Below are 15,810 nucleotides of genomic sequence, written 5' to 3'. Positions count from 1 at the left end.
TGGGAGTGGCGGATGGTGTGACGGTCGGCGCGGACCTGTGGTCCGGCACCGGGAGGTCCCCCAGCATCCCTCTCCAAGAATCTGATCGGATGGCGCCCGCGCGTCGGGTGCCCGCCGGCTACTCCGGTGGTCGCGTCTTTGCGGCACGGAGCGGGCAGGCAGCACGGAGCCAAGTGTTATAGCTTGGGGGTGCGCGGGTGGATCGGCTGGGGCGACTGCGCATGCACGCGTCCTCATACACGGGGAAAGCCATGAGGCTTCGCCCATCCTGATCTGAGTTCAGGACCTTTTACCAATGTGTAACCCAGCGCTCTGAGCGTAGCCCGGGGATAACGGGATGACAACGTCCGGAAGAGATATTGACCAAATATTGCCCGAGGGTTCATCAAAGCTGACATGCGGCTCCACGCTGCGATCCCGTCCATGGAGGCGGGCACCTACCTGTGCGAGCCGTTGCGGACCGCGAGGTTCTCGGTCTAGCCGGTGAACACGTCCGTGGCGGTCAGGGTCCTGGGCGAACTCCCCCCGCGGGCACGCCTTCCATTACCGCTACGCCCTCGCCGCCGCGAAAACTCGGGCATATTGGAAGCAGAAACCACGGGCATCGGAAGCATTCAGCCACGCGAGCCGGTGCGGCACGGACAACACGTTTGCGGGCATCCCGTTACATACCCGGTAGGTGGCGACTTAGGTGCCAGTGGGTTTCTGTTCCACATCCTTGGCATCCATGATCCGGTAGGCATAGCCCTGTTCCGCCAGGAACCGCTGGCGCTTCGCCGCGAATTCCTGGTCCAGGGTGTCCCGGGCAACGAGCGAATAGAAACGCGCCGCCCTGCCGTCCTTCTTGGGCCGCAGGAGCCGGCCCAGCCGCTGCGCCTCCTCCTGCCGCGAGCCGAACGAACCCGATACCTGGATGGCCACCGATGCTTCCGGAAGGTCGATGGAGAAGTTGGCCACCTTGGAAACCACGAGCGTCTGGATGTCCCCGGCACGGAAGTCGTCAAAAAGCTTCTGGCGTACCTTCACGGAGGTGTCGCCCTTGATCACCGGCGCCTGCAGGCGCTCGCCGAGGTCATCGAGCTGGTCGATGTACTGGCCGATGACCAGCAGCTGTTCACCGGCATGCCGGGCCACCAGCTGTTCCACTACGTGCGTCTTGGACTCGGAGGTGGCGCAAAGCCGGTACTTGTCCGCATCATCGGCCATGGCATAGGCAACCCGTTCGTCCTTGGGCAGGTCGACCCGGACTTCCACACAGTCTGCCGGCGCGATGTAGCCCTGGGACTCAATGTCCTTCCAGGGGGCGTCGTACCGCTTGGGCCCGATAAGGCTGAAAACCTCGCCCTCGCGGCCGTCCTCGCGCACCAGGGTCGCGGTAAGGCCCAGCCGGCGCCGTGCCTGGAGGTCGGCGGTCATCCGGAAAATCGGTGCCGGCAGCAGATGCACCTCGTCGTAAATGATCAGTCCCCAGTCGTGGCCGTCCACAAGCTCCAGGTGCGGGTACAGGCCGCCGCGTTTGGTGGTCAGCACCTGGTACGTGGCGATGGTCACCGGCCGGACTTCCTTGACCGCTCCTGAGTATTCGCCGATCTCGTCCGCGGTGAGGGACGTGCGCTTGAGCAGCTCGTCCTTCCATTGCCTGGCGGCTACCGTGTTCGTGACCAGGATCAGGGTTGTGGTGGAGCCGGTAGCCATTGCCGCGGCGCCCACCAGGGTCTTCCCGGCTCCGCAGGGAAGCACCACCACGCCGCTTCCCCCCGACCAGAAGTTGTCGCTCGCCATCTGCTGGTACGGCCGCAGCTTCCAGCCATCCTCGTTGAGCGCGATCAGGTGCGGGGTACCGTCCACATACCCGGCCAGGTCCTCCGCCGGCCAGCCGATCTTCAGCAGGAGCTGCTTGAGCTGCCCCCGCTGGGAGGCGTGCACCACAACGGTCTCACCGTCGATCCGGGGCCCCAGCAGGGGCTGGATCTTCTTGGCCCGGATCACTTCCTCCAGGACGGGGTAGTCGTCCGTCCGCATCACCAAGCCGTGCTGCGGGTCCTTCTCCAGGCGCAGCCGCCCGTACCTGGACATGGTTTCTTCAACGTCGATCAGCAGCGAATGCGGAACCGGGAAGCGCGAGTACTTCAGCAGCGTGTCCAGCACCTTTTCCGCATCCAGCCCGGCGGCGCGGGCGTTCCAGAGCCCCAGCGGTGTCAGCCGGTAGCTGTGCATGTGCTCCGGTGCCCGTTCCAGCTCGGCGAAGGGCGCGATGGCATGACGGGCTTCAGTTGCCAGTTCATGGTCCACCTCAAGCAGGATGGTCTTGTCACTCTGGACGATCAGGGGTCCGTCGTTCACTCGGGGAAGTCCTTCACTGGCGCAGTTCCTCTGCAGCCTCAATGTCGATGATGCGGTGGATGGACAGCACGCGTTCTGTTTCCTTTGCAGGATCAAACACCCGGACGCGTCCGCCGCTTACTGATAGCGGAACAACTACTTCCAGGCTGGCATTCCCCAGCCCGTCCACCACGTTCATGCTGATCCGCTGCTTGAGCCTGATGGCCCGCTGCAGGGCCTCAAGCCCCAGCTGGGTTCCGGCCTCGCCGTCCCGGTGTCCGGAACCGCCGCGGTGTCCGACGGCGGCACCCACCTGGCGCAGGACCGCGAGCTGTGCGTCCACCTCCTCAGCCCCCGGCGCCGTCCGCGGGGCGGTGTAGACAGGGCGCAGGTGGTCCTGCGGGGTCGGGGCTGCCCGGAGCCGGACCACCGGTTCGTCCGCGCCGTCCACGGAGGGGGAGAGCCCCAGGGTGCGGAGAACCTGGGCGGTTTCCCGCGGCGGTGCCGAGGAAACCAGGACGGTGGGCGCAATCTTCACCAGGTTCAGGCCGGACGCCTTCGGCCCGGAGAGAAGCTCCAGGAGCGCGGCTTCGTCTTCGCTCTGGATAAAGCTGGCAGCCGCCCCCACCCGCAATCTTCCGTGCCGTGAGGCCGTGTCCTCCACAAGGTATTCGAGTGGCTGGGGCACGGCGGTGGCAGAGTGCTCACGGAGGAACTCCAGGATGCCGGCGGCGTCCTGTCCGCTGTCCAGGGCCCGCTTGATGGAGCCGGCCGAAAAGCGGTAGGTGGTTGCCGGACCTTGGCCTTCCGCGTCAGCCATCAGCAGCAGCTTCCCGGTCAGTTCGGGGGCCAGGTACCCCGGGGCGACGGCAGTGAGGTCGGCCTGCAGTAAAACGTGGGTGACAGCTGCCGGCAGGTGCTCGCCCAGGATGGCAAGCGCGGCTTCAGGGTTGTCTTCCGCCAACGCGCTTCCAAGCTGGCTCAGGGCTCCGGATCCCACCAGTCCAAGGAGCTCGGCTTCGGCGAGCACGCCGCGGATCATCGAGCTGAAGCGCCTGGCCATCCTGGGCTGTGCCCACTCTGCGCGCTGGAGAACAGCTGCGGCATCAAGTACTGGTGCGGTCCCGTCCGGGGCGCCTGCCTCGGCAGTCAGCTCATCCAGGATCTCCAGGATGCGTTTGCGGACCACCGGGGCATCAGGCCGCTGCGCTTCGGCTGACAGCGCGATGACGGTGCTGCCGGAGGCGGAGCGTTGTGCCGCCGGCACGCTGCGCGTTCCATTGACGGGCTGGCCCACCAGGGACGGCACGCGCTGGCTGGACAGCCAGGCGTTCACCAGCCAGAGCCACTGTTCCTGCCGCGGCAGGACGAGCCATTCCAGCTGCGGAGGCTGGATCCAGGACGAGGAATCGACATCCAGGCGGATGAGTCCGGCCAGTGCGGTCAGCTCCAGCAGGATTCCCGCGTGCTGCAGGTCGATCCGCAGCAGTTCGGCAAGGCGCCTCATCTCGCGCACTCCCACACCGCCGCTGCGCAGCGTGACCAGCGGTTGCTCCCCTACAGCGTGGAGCAAATCGCTTACCAGGCGCAGCGTCTCCGAGATGGCGCTGAGTGCTGCGTTCCGGCGCAGCGCCGCTGAGGTCCGGCCGAGTTGGGGGACCGGGGGCGACAACGTGAAATCGTCGATCACCGCACCGCCGCGCAGCGAGATCCCCACGCTGTGCGGCAGCTCGACGTGCGCCGCGTCCAGCGGCACCAGCAGGCCCCGCGCCAGGAGCCAGTCCACGGGCCCGACGTCGGATCCTTCCGTGGCGATTGAGGCCTTCCGTTGGGCCTGGGGGACGGCACCCATGGCCCAGTTCCGGAACCTGGCGAGCAGCGCCGTCGTCCGCTCCGGGGCAGTGGACAGTATGCTCTGGAGAGCCTCGGGGGAGGAGGTCCAGTGCTGCAGCGCCAGCGCCGCCTCCATGGGGGTGGTGGCATCGTGGATGGCAACACCGCTGCGGTGCAGTTCGGACACCAGTTGCACGGCCCGCTGCGCGAAGGCCGGCTGAAGGCGGACCAGCTCGGTGTAGCTCCTGCCCAGCCCGGCGGGATAGATGCCCACCACGTCCTTCAGCGAACCCACCGGGAGGTAGTAGTGGTGTTTCGCCGCGGATGCCGGGGTGCCGTGCGGCGGCTCGGCGCGGTGCACCAGCGCAAGTTCCTGCAGCGAATGCAGGATCCGCTCCACCGAGGCTGCCGAAGACCCGGAAATCATCTTCCGGAGTCCCGCGGCGGACGCGCTGTGGCCGGTGTCCGTATTGGTGCACAGGTGGAGGGTTTCGAGGACCTGCATCTGCGGACGGTTGAGGCGTTCAAGTGCCCGCTGCACGCTGAGCCGGGCACTTGCCCGCGCGGCAAGGGCGGGGAAGTCCGGAACGGGGGGCGAAATGAGGTCCGGCCGCGCATCGAACAGCGCACGCAGTGAATCGTCGCTGCGTGCCTCCAGCTCCTTGCTCAATGCGCGAATGAGGGACATCAGTCCAACGTTACCGCCGGTCCGGGTTTGCTGCCCGGCGGCGCCCGGCAACGCTGTCCAGAACCAGGAACAGCATCAGGAGGAACGCAAGCGGCAGGCCGTAAAGCGCCGTATAGGTGACCCAGGCCGGAGCCACTGAGCCGGCAAAGGCAAGGGCCATCACGGTGCCCACTGCCACCAGGGAAAGCACGGCCACAGCCGCGGCGATGATCATCAGGGCACGCCGGTAGCGCGAGGGTGTCATGGACGTAACGCTACCCCTCCTGCCGCACCGGGAGTGAATGGTGCTGAAGGAGGCAGCCGGAAGGTTGCACTGGGCCGTTGAAAGCGTCAATAGGGCGGTGGGCAGGATAACCTTGAGGGATAGACCAACACGGTCCGCAGCCGCCATACCTTGAACCCGCATTGCAGTGCGGATGCGGTGACGGCTGGCCGTGTCAGAAGACGTCAGAACGAAGAAGGTTGATTACGTGCCTACCGGCAAGGTCAAGTGGTATGACAAGGACAAGGGCTTCGGGTTCCTCGCAGGCGAAGACGGCCAGGAGGTATTCCTGCCCAAATCGTCGCTGCCCGAAGGCGTAACAGAGCTCAAGGCAGGCACCCGGGTTGAATTCGGGGTAGCCGACGGACGCAAGGGCGCCCAGGCCCTGGGGCTGCGCGTCCTGGACAAGACGCCCTCGATCGCCAAGGCCAAACGGCCCAACGCCAAGGAACTCGCCCCGCTGGTCCAGGACCTGGTGACCGTGCTGGACAATCTCTCCGGAACCCTCTCCGCAGGCAAGTATCCGGAAGGCAACAAGGGCAAGGCCATCGCCGCTGCCCTGCGTAAGGTTGCCGACGAGCTGGACGTTTAGGCGCCGATGAACCCGGAAGCTGAACAGCCGGTGGCCGCCGCCCAGGACCAGGACGGTCCGACGGCGGGGGCTGCTGCCGCTGCCAACCCTGCGGCTGCGGGGGCCAAGGCCATGTCCAAGCGCCGCGCGGGAGTTCCGGTGTGGCGGACAGGCAAGCCTGATGCCTTCCTGGCTGCAGCCGTGGACACCGCCCGCACCGCCATCGAGGGCATCACGGCACCGGCTACGATCGGCCAACACCTTGCGGCCAAGAGCGAAGGCGACCGCCTGGTGACCCATCTGTTTGAGTCGAAGCTGGCCGGTTACCTGGGCTGGCAGTGGTACGCGGTGCTCACCCGTAACTCCCGCTCCAAGGTCGTCACCGTCAACGAACTCGGCCTGCTGCCGTCGGAGGATTCGATCCTTGCCCCGGAATGGGTGCCGTGGGCGGAACGTGTCAGACCCGAGGACGAGCAGGAGCCGGAGCAGGTGCCGGCCCAGGAGCCGGAACAGGGCCAGGAATCCGGGGAGGAAAAGCCCGGCGACGGTGGACAGCCCGGCGACGAAGCAAGGACTTCCTGACCACACACGAACGGCGCCGTCCGGGATGATCCCGGGCGGCGCCGTCGTACGTTAAGGCTGCCGGCCTACTTGCGCAGTTCGCCCACCACGTAGTCGATGCTCGCCAGCAGGGCAGAGACGTCGGACGGCTCGATGGCCACAAACGTGGCGATGCGCAGCTGGTTGCGGCCCAGCTTCCGGTACGGCTCGGTGTCCACGATGCCGTTGGCCCGCAGGACCTTGGCCACCACGGCCGCGTCCACTGAATCGTCGAAGTCAATCGTGGCGATTACGTTGGAGCGCTCGTCCGGGTTGGCGACGAACGGCGTGGCGAATTCGGAGGACTCCGCCCAGCTGTAGATGCGTCCGGCAGAATCTGCAGTCCGCGCCGAAGCGAAGTCAAGCCCGCCGTTCGCGTTCAGCCACTGCACCTGGGCGTCCAGGGTCACCAGGGTGGACAGCGACGGCGTGTTGTAGGTCTGGTTCAGGCGGGAGTTGTCAATGGCCGTCTGGAGGTCCAGGAAGTCCGGGATCCAGCGGCTGGTGGACTTGATCCGGGCCGCGCGCTCCAGTGCAGCCGGCGAGAACAGGCCAAGCCACAGCCCGCCGTCGGAGGCAAAGTTTTTCTGCGGGGCGAAATAGTAGACGTCGCTCTCCGCCACGTCGACGTCCAGGCCGCCGGCTGCCGACGTCGCGTCAATAAGGACCAGTGAGCCCTCATCCGCGCCAGCCACGCGCTTAACGGGGGCGGACACGCCAGTGGACGTCTCGTTCTGCGGCCAGGCATAGGCATCAACGCCCGCCTCAGCCTGCGCAGCAGGGCGGGTTCCCGGCTCGGATTTGATGATGGAGGAGGCATCCAGGAAAGGTGCCTTGTTGGTGGCTGCCGCGAATTTCGAGCCGAATTCACCGAATGAGAGGTGCTGCGCCTTCTTCTCCACCAGGCCGAAGCTGGCGACGTCCCAGAACGCCGTGGAACCGCCCACGCCCAGCACCACCTCATAGCCTTCCGGGGCACGGAAGAACTGGCTCAGGCCTTCGCGTACGGACCCCACCAGGTTCTTGACCGGTGCCTGCCGGTGGGACGTTCCCAGGATGGTCTTCGATGCGGCGGACAAGGCATCGATCTGCTCCTGCCGGACTTTGGAGGGACCGGCGCCGAACCGCCCGTCCTTGGGCAGGAGGTCGGCGGGAATAGTGATGCTGGTTTCGCTCACAGGTGCTCCAATTTCGGCGTGGACGGGGTGTTGGTCCGGACGGATGTGGGTGCCAGGCAGTCGCGGCGACTGTGACTCGGGCCCTCCCTCATTCTGCCTGAACAGCTGTTTCAGCGGGAACCGGGACCGTCATAGTCCAGACATTGAGACAGGGCCCCTGCCCGCGCCGTCAACTATTCGGACAAACTCAAAATAGGCTAAGCTTTCCAACGGACCACGCTGCATGTGAAGGCGGTACGGTGGGACAACGCAAGGTACTGCGCTCGAGGAGCTGAGCTGGATGACGGATCTGATCGACACTACGGAGATGTACCTTCGGACCATCTTGGAGCTTGAGGAAGAAAACATCGTTGCCCTCCGGGCCCGGATCGCGGAGCGGCTGCGCCACTCCGGGCCCACTGTGTCGCAGACCATCGGCAGGATGGAACGGGACGGCCTGGTGGTTGTCTCCGGAGATCGGCACCTTGAACTCACGGAGGTGGGCCGGAAGCGCGCCACCGAAGTCATGCGGAAGCACAGGTTGGCGGAGCGGCTCCTGGCCGATGTCATCGGGCTGGACTGGGCCTACGTCCATGACGAAGCCTGCCGCTGGGAGCACGTCATGAGCGAACGGGTGGAACGGCGCATTTACGAAATGCTGAACCATCCCACTGAGTCCCCGTATGGCAATCCCATCCCGGGATTGGCGGCCCTCGGGGGCGAGGCGCAGGCCGCTGCGGACGCGGCGGTCAGCCTGCTTGAGGCCATGAAGACCTACGGCCCGGCGTCTGAGGTGACAGTCAGCCGCCTGGCAGAGCCGATCCAGGTGGAACCCGAGTTGTTGGTCCAGCTTGATGAAGGCGGAATCCGGCCCGGTGCCTCGGTCTCGCTGGAGCGGGTGGGGGAGTACATTTCGGTCCGCGTCCCGGGCATCGAAGGGGCCCTGGAGCTGCCGCCGGAAGTCGCGGCGCACGTCTTCGTGGCCGTACGCTAGGGACCGCTTGAGGCCTCCCGGCTACCCCAACGGGTGCCGGTTACGCAAAGATAACGGAATTGTTACTTTGGGACTTTTGCCCCTATAGTTAAACCCAAGCGTTGATACTAAAGCGTTACCTGATCTGGAGCCGAGCTCTGCCAGCGGATCAGGTGCACGAGTCATTACTGGCAGAGGCGGGGGAACCACAAACGGCAGCCGGGGGACTGCCTTGGGGTGAAGTCCGTCAGCAGCAAGCCTCTTCCAGTGAAGGATCCTCCGTGGATACCTCTGTGCCGAAGCTTGCTTACGGCGGACCGGGTCTTTGAACTCTCTGACCCGAATCCGACAGCTAACTTCGCAGGCTTTCCAGAGAGGAACCCTTCTTGTCCATGCAGACCCCCAGGGGACGCCGCCGCGCAGCGGTGCCCGCTTCGACGCCGCGGGTTGTTGAAGTCATCACCACGGAACGCCCCCGCGATCCCCACCGTGATGCGCGCCGCCGTCGTGGTCCCTTCCGCCAAGTCACCGAGTTCGCTGCTGCGAGCGGAATCGGCCAGAAGGCCGGAATCGCACTCGCAGCCACAGGCCTGGTGCTGACCGTGACGGTGCCGGCCACCAGCCCCGTGATGGCCACCGACGCTCCCGGTGTTACTCCGATGGCAGCCTCAGCCGTCACGCCGCAGCCGCAGATCTCAGCCGAGGCCGGTGCCCAGATCGATTTCAGCCGTTCCGCCGTGGTCACCCAGGCGGATCCGGACGGCAAGCTCAAGCAGCTTCTCAGTGCCCAGTCCGCCGGCTCGGTGTCACGTGCTGCCTCGGCAGGAAGCCTCGGCGCTCCACTGGCCACGCTGACCACAGCGTCCCCCTTCGGCTACCGCGTCAGCCCGATCACCGGTGGCTCAGGCGACTTCCACCGCGGCCAGGACTATGTGGCCCAGTGCGGTACGTCGGTCTTCGCTGCCGCCACCGGTACCGTGACCTTCGTGGGCTGGCACCAGTTCGGCGGCGGAAACCGCGTTGTGGTGGACCACGGCAACGGCCTGGAAACCACGTACAACCACCTCTCCTCCTTCAGCGTGAGGGAGGGGCAGACCGTCTCGCGCGGGGACGTAATTGCCCTTAGCGGGACCACGGGCGCCTCCACGGGCTGCCACCTCCACTTCGAGGTGCAGGTCAACGGCGAAGTGGTCGATCCGACTGGCTGGCTGTAGTCAAGTGACGGTGAACTATCAGATGATCGTGACTTGCCGTGACCTGAATGTGACATTCACTCAAAACTGCTGTACCGTCTAACTCGCGTCAACTTTTCCGAAGTTGACGCTCTTGTGCGGATTGCCTAACTCTGCCACCGCTCAAGGTCCGTTCGCATTTCATCGTCTGGCAGGGGCGGGGGAACCAATTTTGGTCTTGGCTTTGGCTAAGACCTTGGGGTTAAGTCGCAAAACTTCCTTGGAAGCAGCGCGGCCGGGTGACTCCCATCCGAATCCGACAGCTCACCTCGCAGGCATTGGGAGAGGCTACCTTCGTGTCTTCACGCAATAATTCTGCGCGCCACCGTGCGCAAACGGTTCGTACCAACCCCTTGGACACTATGTCCAAGGCTGTTAGTGCCAATGCCGGGACAGTAGGTCGCCAGGCTGCCGTTATCGCCGCAGCTTCCGGTCTTATCCTCAGCATGGGCCTGCCCGCCAACGCAGCGGACACCACCGCTGGTGTTTCCGCTTCCACCGAGTCCGGCTCCGCGCAGGCTGCCCTGGCAGTCACCGCAGCCCCCACGGCCACCGTGTCGTTCGAGCGGCCCGTGGTCAAGACCACTGCCGCCCCGAAGCCGGAGCGGGTGCGCCCACAGTCCACCGCCACGGAAACGGGCGCAGCGTCGAGTTCGGAGTCTGCAGCGGACAAGCTGGCCAAGACTGTCTCTTCCGCTTCCACCTCAGGCATTGCTGCCATCGCCTACACGGGCATTGGCAGCCCCTACGTCTGGGGCGGCACCAGCCCGGTCACCGGATGGGACTGCTCCGGCTTCACCCAGTGGGTTTACGCCCAGGCCGGCATCAGCATCCCCCGCGTCAACGCCTGGACTGCCATGACCCCCACCTCCACCCCGCAGCCCGGCGACCTGGTCATGCAGAACGGCGGAGCGCACGTCGGCATCTACGTCGGCAACGGCATGATGGTCAGCGCGCTCAACCCCTCCCAGGGCACGCTGCTCCACGCCGTAGCCGCCACCGGCACCTCTTCGTTCTTCACCATCAGCAAATAGTTCTTGGACCCTCGGGTCCAAGAACTATTTCTTTGCTCCACCACGCTTTCCGCTAACACCACATCCCCGTTCGGGGCGTGCCGGCGTACCCCCAAGATGCCGGCGCGTCCACATCCCTTGGTGCCCACAACGGCCTGAGGAAAACGAAAGAGAGAACTGATGACTACTCGTGCTACCGCACGGCATCGCGCCGAGGTCACCAAAACCAGCTCAATCGCCATCATCGCCAAGGCTGTCGGCGAGAACGCCGGCGGCGTAGGCCGCCAGGCCGCTGTCATCGCCGCCGCTTCCGGCCTGGTACTGACCAGCGGCATCGCGGCGAACGCTGCCGACTCCAACGTCCAGCGCGACTCCGCTCCGGCTTCCACCCTGGAAGTTGAATCCGCCGTCGAAGCCCCCATCTCCGCGGCCTCCACGATCAACATCACCTTCGAAAAGCCCGCCGTCACCACCACGCCGGCCCCGGTTATCGAAGAACCCGCACCTGTCGAGGTCCAGGAGGCCGAGCCGGCCCCCGTCGCCCAGCCTGCTGCTCCCAAGGTCACGGCCAAGGTTTCCACGGCCTCGGCCCCGGCCGCCGCTCCCACTGCTTCCGCCAGCGGCAAGGGTGCAGCCATCCTGTCGGCTGCATACGCCCAGCTGGGTGTTATGCAGGACTGCACCATGCTGGTCACGAACTCCCTGGCAGCAGTGGGGATCAACTTCCACGACTGGCCTGCAGGCTACCTCTCCCTGGGTCGCACCGTCAGCGCTGCCGAGGCGCAGCCCGGCGACCTGATCTACTACGCCGACGGCGGTGCCGGCATGGCACACATTGCTGTCTACGCAGGCAACGGCCAGGCCGTCCACGGTGGCTACAACGGAAACCAGACGGTGGTCTTCAGCGCCAACGTCGGCTCCGGCCCCGTGTTCATCCGAGTGAACTGACCCGCCAGTTCCGGCGGTCCGACCAGGACTCAAAAGAACCCTTGCCCTCACGGCAAGGGTTCTTGCCTTTTAACTGCCGGCTGCTCCAGCCGTTCAGTATGCGCCGCCTGACTGGATCGACACGACCGTTCAGGGAAAGGGCGATTAGCCGATCGCGCGCTTCTATGTTTACTCTTGTGGTGTCGATCCATAGCCCGGACATGCCGAGGGCAGCCGGCCCTCGTGCCCCTGGACGGGTGCGGCCGTGAAGAGGTACGTGCATGCGCACTCTCGTTCTGAATGCTGGGTATGAGCCCCTGGCGGTGATCACTTTCCGCCGGGCGCTGGTGCTTGTGCTCACGGGCAAGGCCAGCGTGGTTGCCGAAGGCGATGATCCCGTGGTGGGACCGCAGGAAATCCTGGGCCGTCCCTCGGTGATTCTCCTGAACCGTTACATCCGGCCGAGGTACAACCAGGCCACTGCTGTCAGCCGCCGCGGAGTGCTCAGGCGCGACGGCCACAGATGCGCGTACTGCGGTAAAGCGGCCCACACCATCGACCACGTCCACCCCAAGTCCCGGGGCGGCGAGGACTCCTGGGAGAACCTGGTGGCGGCCTGCCTGCGCTGCAACAACGTCAAGGGCGACCATACGCCGGCGGAAATGGGCTGGAAACTGCGTTTCGTCCCGGAGCCACCGCATGGAACCATCTGGCAGATCAAGGAACTTGAGAAGCCCACTCCAGCCTGGGATCCGTTCCTTCTGCCGGAGCGGGCCGCCTGACCGGAACCTTCGGCACGCCCGCAGCGCCGCCGATGGCTAGGCTGGGGGCATGGAACAGAAGCGGCTGGACTTCAATGCAGTGATCCTGGCCGGCGGCCGGTCTTCCCGGTTGGGCGGGGTGCCGAAACAGGGCTTGGTTTTCCATCATGACACCCTCCTCCAGCGCGCCCTGGCCGCTGCAGCGGATGCTGCGCGGACGGCGGTGGTGGGCCCGGACGCCGGACATTCTGTCCCCGGGGTGCTTTTCTGCCGGGAAGAGCCGGAGTTCGCGGGGCCGGCAGCTGCCATCTCCGCCGGACTTGACGCCTTGGCCCGGGACGGACACGAGGCGGAGTTCACTTTGGTGCTGGCGTGTGACATGCCGCTGGTCCGGGACGCAGTGGAGGCACTGGTGGCGGCCATGGTTTCGACGAACGCAGACGGCGCCATGGCACGCGCGGAAGACGGCCGGCTCCAGCCTCTGGCCGGTTTTTACCGCACGGCTGCGTTAAAAACCTCGGCGGCGCAGCTCTCGTCCCGTGGCGCCCTTATTAACGGCTCCGTGCGCTCCCTCCTTGCTAGTCTGGAGGTGCAGCCTGTCACCGTCCCTGCAGGTTCCACGGCAGACGTGGACACCTGGGATGATGCCGCCGCACTAGGGATTGCCGCCGGCAACCAGGACAAAGGCCAGGACCGGCGCAGCCGCAGTTAAATAGGGAGGCACGTTCGTGAAAAGCCAGGATGAAACGCTGGAGGAGTGGTGCAGGTCCCTCCTCCAGGCCTATGAACTGGAGGACGTCCAGGTGGACGTCAACGCCATCCTTGCCTTGGCCGGTGTGGCCGCCCACTCGGTGGTCCGTCCGGCCGCGCCCCTGACGACGTTCATTGCCGGGTATGCCGCCGGCCTGGCGTCCGGCTCGGGCCGGGCACCCAATGCTGCTTCCATGGAGTCCGCCCTGGCCGTGGCCCGTTCCCTGGCTGCCGACTACGATGCTGAAGCCGCCGGGGCTCCCGGCGAATGACGACGGAGTCCCAGGAAGCAGCGGATGCCCCCGAGGGCGGGCAGCCGAGGCACCTCGACCATACGTGGGAAGAAGCCCGGCAGGCAGCTTTCGACGCCGGCACTCCAATCCCCGCCGGCCCTGTTCCTTTGGAGCTGGCCCTCGGACGCAGGCTGGACCAGGACATTGTGGCCCTGCAGGAGATGCCCCACTATGCGTCATCGGCGATGGACGGCTGGGCCGTTAATGGCACGGGGCCGTGGATCCTGGTGGATGCAGGTTTGCCGCTGGCTCCGCACCAGGCCAGTCCCATTGCCACGGGGGGACTCATACCGCCCGGGGCGAAGGCGGTGCTGCGCAGCGAAAGCGCCCGCCTGGACAAAGACGAAGACGGGCTGCCCGTCCTGGTGACCGGCGGCACTGCCCGCCCTGGCGAACCCCGTGCAGGCCAGCATGTCAGGAAAGCAGGGGAGGAGGCCTCGGAAGGGGACATCCTGGTCAAGGCCGGCGTGGTGCTGAACCCTGCGCACCTGGCCCTCGCAGCCCTGGCCGGTTATGACGAACTTGTGGTCCAGGGAAAGCCCCTGGTCCGGCTGCTGCTGACCGGTTCCGAAGTGGTTGGGAGCGGCCTGCCGGTTCCGGGGCAGGTGCGTGACACCTTCGGCCCGCAGCTACCGGCCGTGGTGGGCATGCTGGGCGGGCTGCCGGGCGGACAGCAACGGATCGGCGATTCGTACGCTGAATGGCTGGCGGCACTGGAGGACGTGGTCCCCGGGGTGCCGGGCGCGCCGGACCTGCCGGCCGACGTCGTCATCACCACAGGCGGGACCGGAAAATCCGGCACCGACCACCTTCGCCGGGCCGTGCGGGAGCTGGGCGGGCGGCTGATCATTGACGGCGTGGCCATGCGTCCCGGACACCCGGCCGTCCTGGCCGAACTTCCGGACGGGCGGTTCGTGCTTGGACTGCCGGGTAACCCCCTTGCAGCCATGATGGCACTTTCCACGGTGGGGGCCCCGCTGCTGGCGGCGCTCGGACACCGCACGCTGCCGGCCGTGCAGGAGGTTCCCTGCGGAACCACCCTCGACCCCGAACCCGGGCGCACACGCCTGGTCCCGTTCCGCCTGCTTTACGGCATGGCCTCTCCCGCCCAGCACACCGGCCCGGGCATGATGCGCGGGCTGGCTTCAGCGGACGGCGTTCTGGTTGTGCCTCCCCACGGGGTGCAGCTGGGAGAGCTGGTGCCCGCCTTTGCCCTTCCGTGGGGGCCGCCCATCCCGGCGCCGCCCGAGCCCGCCGCCAAGACGAAGGCGCGCACTGCCGGACGGACGGGCAAGCCGGCCGCCAAACCGGCGCCGGCCGGCCCCGTAGACTGGAGCGCACTCCTTGGCTGAGGCCTGCCAACGTGCTGCAGCCACGCTGGCATCGCCCCAAGGCAGTTGCGATGATGGACATATGGACAGGAACGGTGGGATATGGGACGCGTGACCCAGCGCCGCAAGGTGCACAAGTATGTGCTGGACGGTTCCCCGAACGCCCTCGAGTTTCCGGTCCGGTACCGGGAGGACGTCCTGGCGGTGGAAGAGCCGCTGGAAATCCGGCTGGGAAGCCTGTCCTACTCGGTAACCATGCGCACGCCGGGGGATGACTTCGACCTCGTGGCCGGGTTCCTCGTGTCAGAGGGCGTCATTTGGGAGTCCGGCCAGCTCGTTTCGCTGCGCTTTTGCGCCGGGGAAGACGAAAACGGGGTGCAGACCTTCAACGTGGTGGAGGCCCAGTTGCGGCCCGACGTGGAGCTTCCTTCCATCGGCCGGCACGTCTACACCTCCAGTTCATGCGGCATCTGCGGGACCGACTCCATAGAATCCGTCCGGAAATCCTCACACTTCAACCCCGCCGGGGATCCGCTGAGCGTCTCCGCGGAGGTGCTTGCCTCGCTTCCGGGCATCCTCCGGGAGTCCCAGCGCCTCTTCGATGACACCGGCGGCGTCCATGCTGCCGGGCTCTTCAAGATAGGGGACGACGGCGGCCCCCAGCTTCTGTGCCTTCGGGAGGATGTGGGGCGGCACAATGCGGTGGACAAGGTTGTGGGGTGGGCCCTGCGGGAAGGTTTGCTGCCGCTGCGCGGCACCGTGCTCCAAGTCTCCGGCCGGGCATCCTTCGAGCTGGTCCAAAAGGCTGCGCTCGCCGGAATCCCCGTCCTCGCTGCGGTCAGTGCGCCGTCCAGCCTTGCCGTCGAACTCGCCGAGGCCAGCGGAGTGACCCTCGCCGGCTTCAGCAGGGGAACCAGCCTTAACATCTATGCCGGTGACGGAAGGATACGGCGGCCGGTGGCCGCGGCGCCGCCGTCGTAAGCTTGGGCCGCCGTCGTAAGCTTGACTTGCGCGCAGGTCAGCGTCCGGGATGCGTTTTCCTAAAGGGTTGGTTAACGGGCTACCAGCGGGTAGATTTATCCATCGAATGGACAGCA

Annotated in this window: 15 protein-coding genes and 2 riboswitches; of the genes, 11 read left to right on the top strand and 4 right to left on the bottom strand. The window is 66.1% G+C overall.

The window, feature by feature from the left end; translation table 11 throughout:
* Positions 1–687: 687 nt before the first annotated feature.
* The 3 genes from PV768_RS02730 to PV768_RS02720 are packed head-to-tail and all read right to left on the bottom strand — an operon-like array spanning position 688 to position 5,087.
* Complete coding sequence (locus PV768_RS02730) at positions 688–2,343, bottom strand: DNA repair helicase XPB (protein ID WP_421092212.1); 1,656 nt, start codon at positions 2,341–2,343, stop codon at positions 688–690.
* 13 nt (positions 2,344–2,356) lie between these two features.
* Positions 2,357–4,843, bottom strand: coding sequence for a helicase-associated domain-containing protein (locus tag PV768_RS02725; protein ID WP_421092211.1), 2,487 nt, complete (start codon positions 4,841–4,843; stop codon positions 2,357–2,359).
* Positions 4,844–4,853: 10 nt separating this feature from the next.
* Positions 4,854–5,087, bottom strand: a complete 234-nt coding sequence (locus tag PV768_RS02720; protein ID WP_157239040.1) for a hypothetical protein — start codon at positions 5,085–5,087, stop codon at positions 4,854–4,856.
* A 226-nt stretch (positions 5,088–5,313) separates the two neighbouring features.
* Here PV768_RS02720 and PV768_RS02715 point away from each other — a divergent pair, with 226 nt between their 5' ends.
* Complete coding sequence (locus PV768_RS02715; RefSeq protein ID WP_104996883.1) at positions 5,314–5,697, top strand: cold-shock protein; 384 nt, start codon at positions 5,314–5,316, stop codon at positions 5,695–5,697.
* Between the two features lie 6 nt (positions 5,698–5,703).
* On the top strand, positions 5,704–6,258 hold the full coding sequence (locus tag PV768_RS02710; protein ID WP_157239038.1) for a DUF3027 domain-containing protein: 555 nt from the start codon (positions 5,704–5,706) through the stop codon (positions 6,256–6,258).
* A 65-nt stretch (positions 6,259–6,323) separates the two neighbouring features.
* On the opposite strand, the gene serC is transcribed toward PV768_RS02710, so the two are convergent.
* Positions 6,324–7,454, bottom strand: a complete 1,131-nt coding sequence (gene serC, locus PV768_RS02705) for a phosphoserine transaminase (protein ID WP_321215405.1) — start codon at positions 7,452–7,454, stop codon at positions 6,324–6,326.
* Between the two features lie 280 nt (positions 7,455–7,734).
* Here serC and PV768_RS02700 point away from each other — a divergent pair, with 280 nt between their 5' ends.
* The 9 genes from PV768_RS02700 (at position 7,735) to fdhD (ending at position 15,694) form a co-directional block, all read left to right on the top strand.
* Positions 7,735–8,427 carry a metal-dependent transcriptional regulator gene (locus PV768_RS02700; protein WP_321215406.1) on the top strand — a complete coding sequence of 231 codons (693 nt, stop codon included), beginning with the start codon at positions 7,735–7,737 and terminating at the stop codon, positions 8,425–8,427.
* Between the two features lie 118 nt (positions 8,428–8,545).
* Positions 8,546–8,788: riboswitch (cyclic di-AMP (ydaO/yuaA leader) on the top strand.
* A gap of 10 nt (positions 8,789–8,798) precedes the next feature.
* Positions 8,799–9,620 (top strand): M23 family metallopeptidase, encoded by an 822-nt coding sequence (locus tag PV768_RS02695; protein WP_157242685.1) that lies wholly within the window; start codon positions 8,799–8,801, stop codon positions 9,618–9,620.
* Positions 9,621–9,732: 112 nt separating this feature from the next.
* Positions 9,733–9,930, top strand: a riboswitch (cyclic di-AMP (ydaO/yuaA leader).
* Between the two features lie 70 nt (positions 9,931–10,000).
* A complete protein-coding gene (locus PV768_RS02690) occupies positions 10,001–10,672 on the top strand; it encodes a C40 family peptidase (RefSeq protein ID WP_157239035.1) in 672 nt (223 codons plus the stop codon).
* A 159-nt stretch (positions 10,673–10,831) separates the two neighbouring features.
* On the top strand, positions 10,832–11,599 hold the full coding sequence (locus PV768_RS02685; RefSeq protein ID WP_157239034.1) for an NlpC/P60 family protein: 768 nt from the start codon (positions 10,832–10,834) through the stop codon (positions 11,597–11,599).
* Between the two features lie 260 nt (positions 11,600–11,859).
* Positions 11,860–12,360 carry an HNH endonuclease gene (locus PV768_RS02680; RefSeq protein WP_104996890.1) on the top strand — a complete coding sequence of 167 codons (501 nt, stop codon included), beginning with the start codon at positions 11,860–11,862 and terminating at the stop codon, positions 12,358–12,360.
* 49 nt (positions 12,361–12,409) lie between these two features.
* The gene (gene mobA / locus PV768_RS02675; RefSeq protein WP_321215407.1) at positions 12,410–13,051 is read left to right on the top strand and encodes a molybdenum cofactor guanylyltransferase; all 642 of its coding nucleotides are present in this window, start codon (positions 12,410–12,412) and stop codon (positions 13,049–13,051) included.
* A gap of 16 nt (positions 13,052–13,067) precedes the next feature.
* Positions 13,068–13,361 carry a DUF6457 domain-containing protein gene (locus tag PV768_RS02670; RefSeq protein ID WP_199775326.1) on the top strand — a complete coding sequence of 98 codons (294 nt, stop codon included), beginning with the start codon at positions 13,068–13,070 and terminating at the stop codon, positions 13,359–13,361.
* Positions 13,358–14,734: a molybdopterin molybdotransferase MoeA gene (locus tag PV768_RS02665; RefSeq protein WP_421092210.1), complete on the top strand. Its 1,377-nt coding sequence runs from the start codon at positions 13,358–13,360 to the stop codon at positions 14,732–14,734. The genes PV768_RS02670 and PV768_RS02665 overlap by 4 nt, the downstream gene beginning before the upstream one ends.
* Before the next feature lie 81 nt (positions 14,735–14,815).
* The gene (gene fdhD, locus PV768_RS02660) at positions 14,816–15,694 is read left to right on the top strand and encodes a formate dehydrogenase accessory sulfurtransferase FdhD (RefSeq protein ID WP_321215409.1); all 879 of its coding nucleotides are present in this window, start codon (positions 14,816–14,818) and stop codon (positions 15,692–15,694) included.
* Positions 15,695–15,810: the final 116 nt, after the last annotated feature.

The organism is Pseudarthrobacter sp. CC4, from assembly GCF_048957775.1.
Classification (GTDB): domain Bacteria; phylum Actinomycetota; class Actinomycetes; order Actinomycetales; family Micrococcaceae; genus Arthrobacter.
This window is presented reverse-complemented; position numbering and strand designations above follow the sequence as displayed.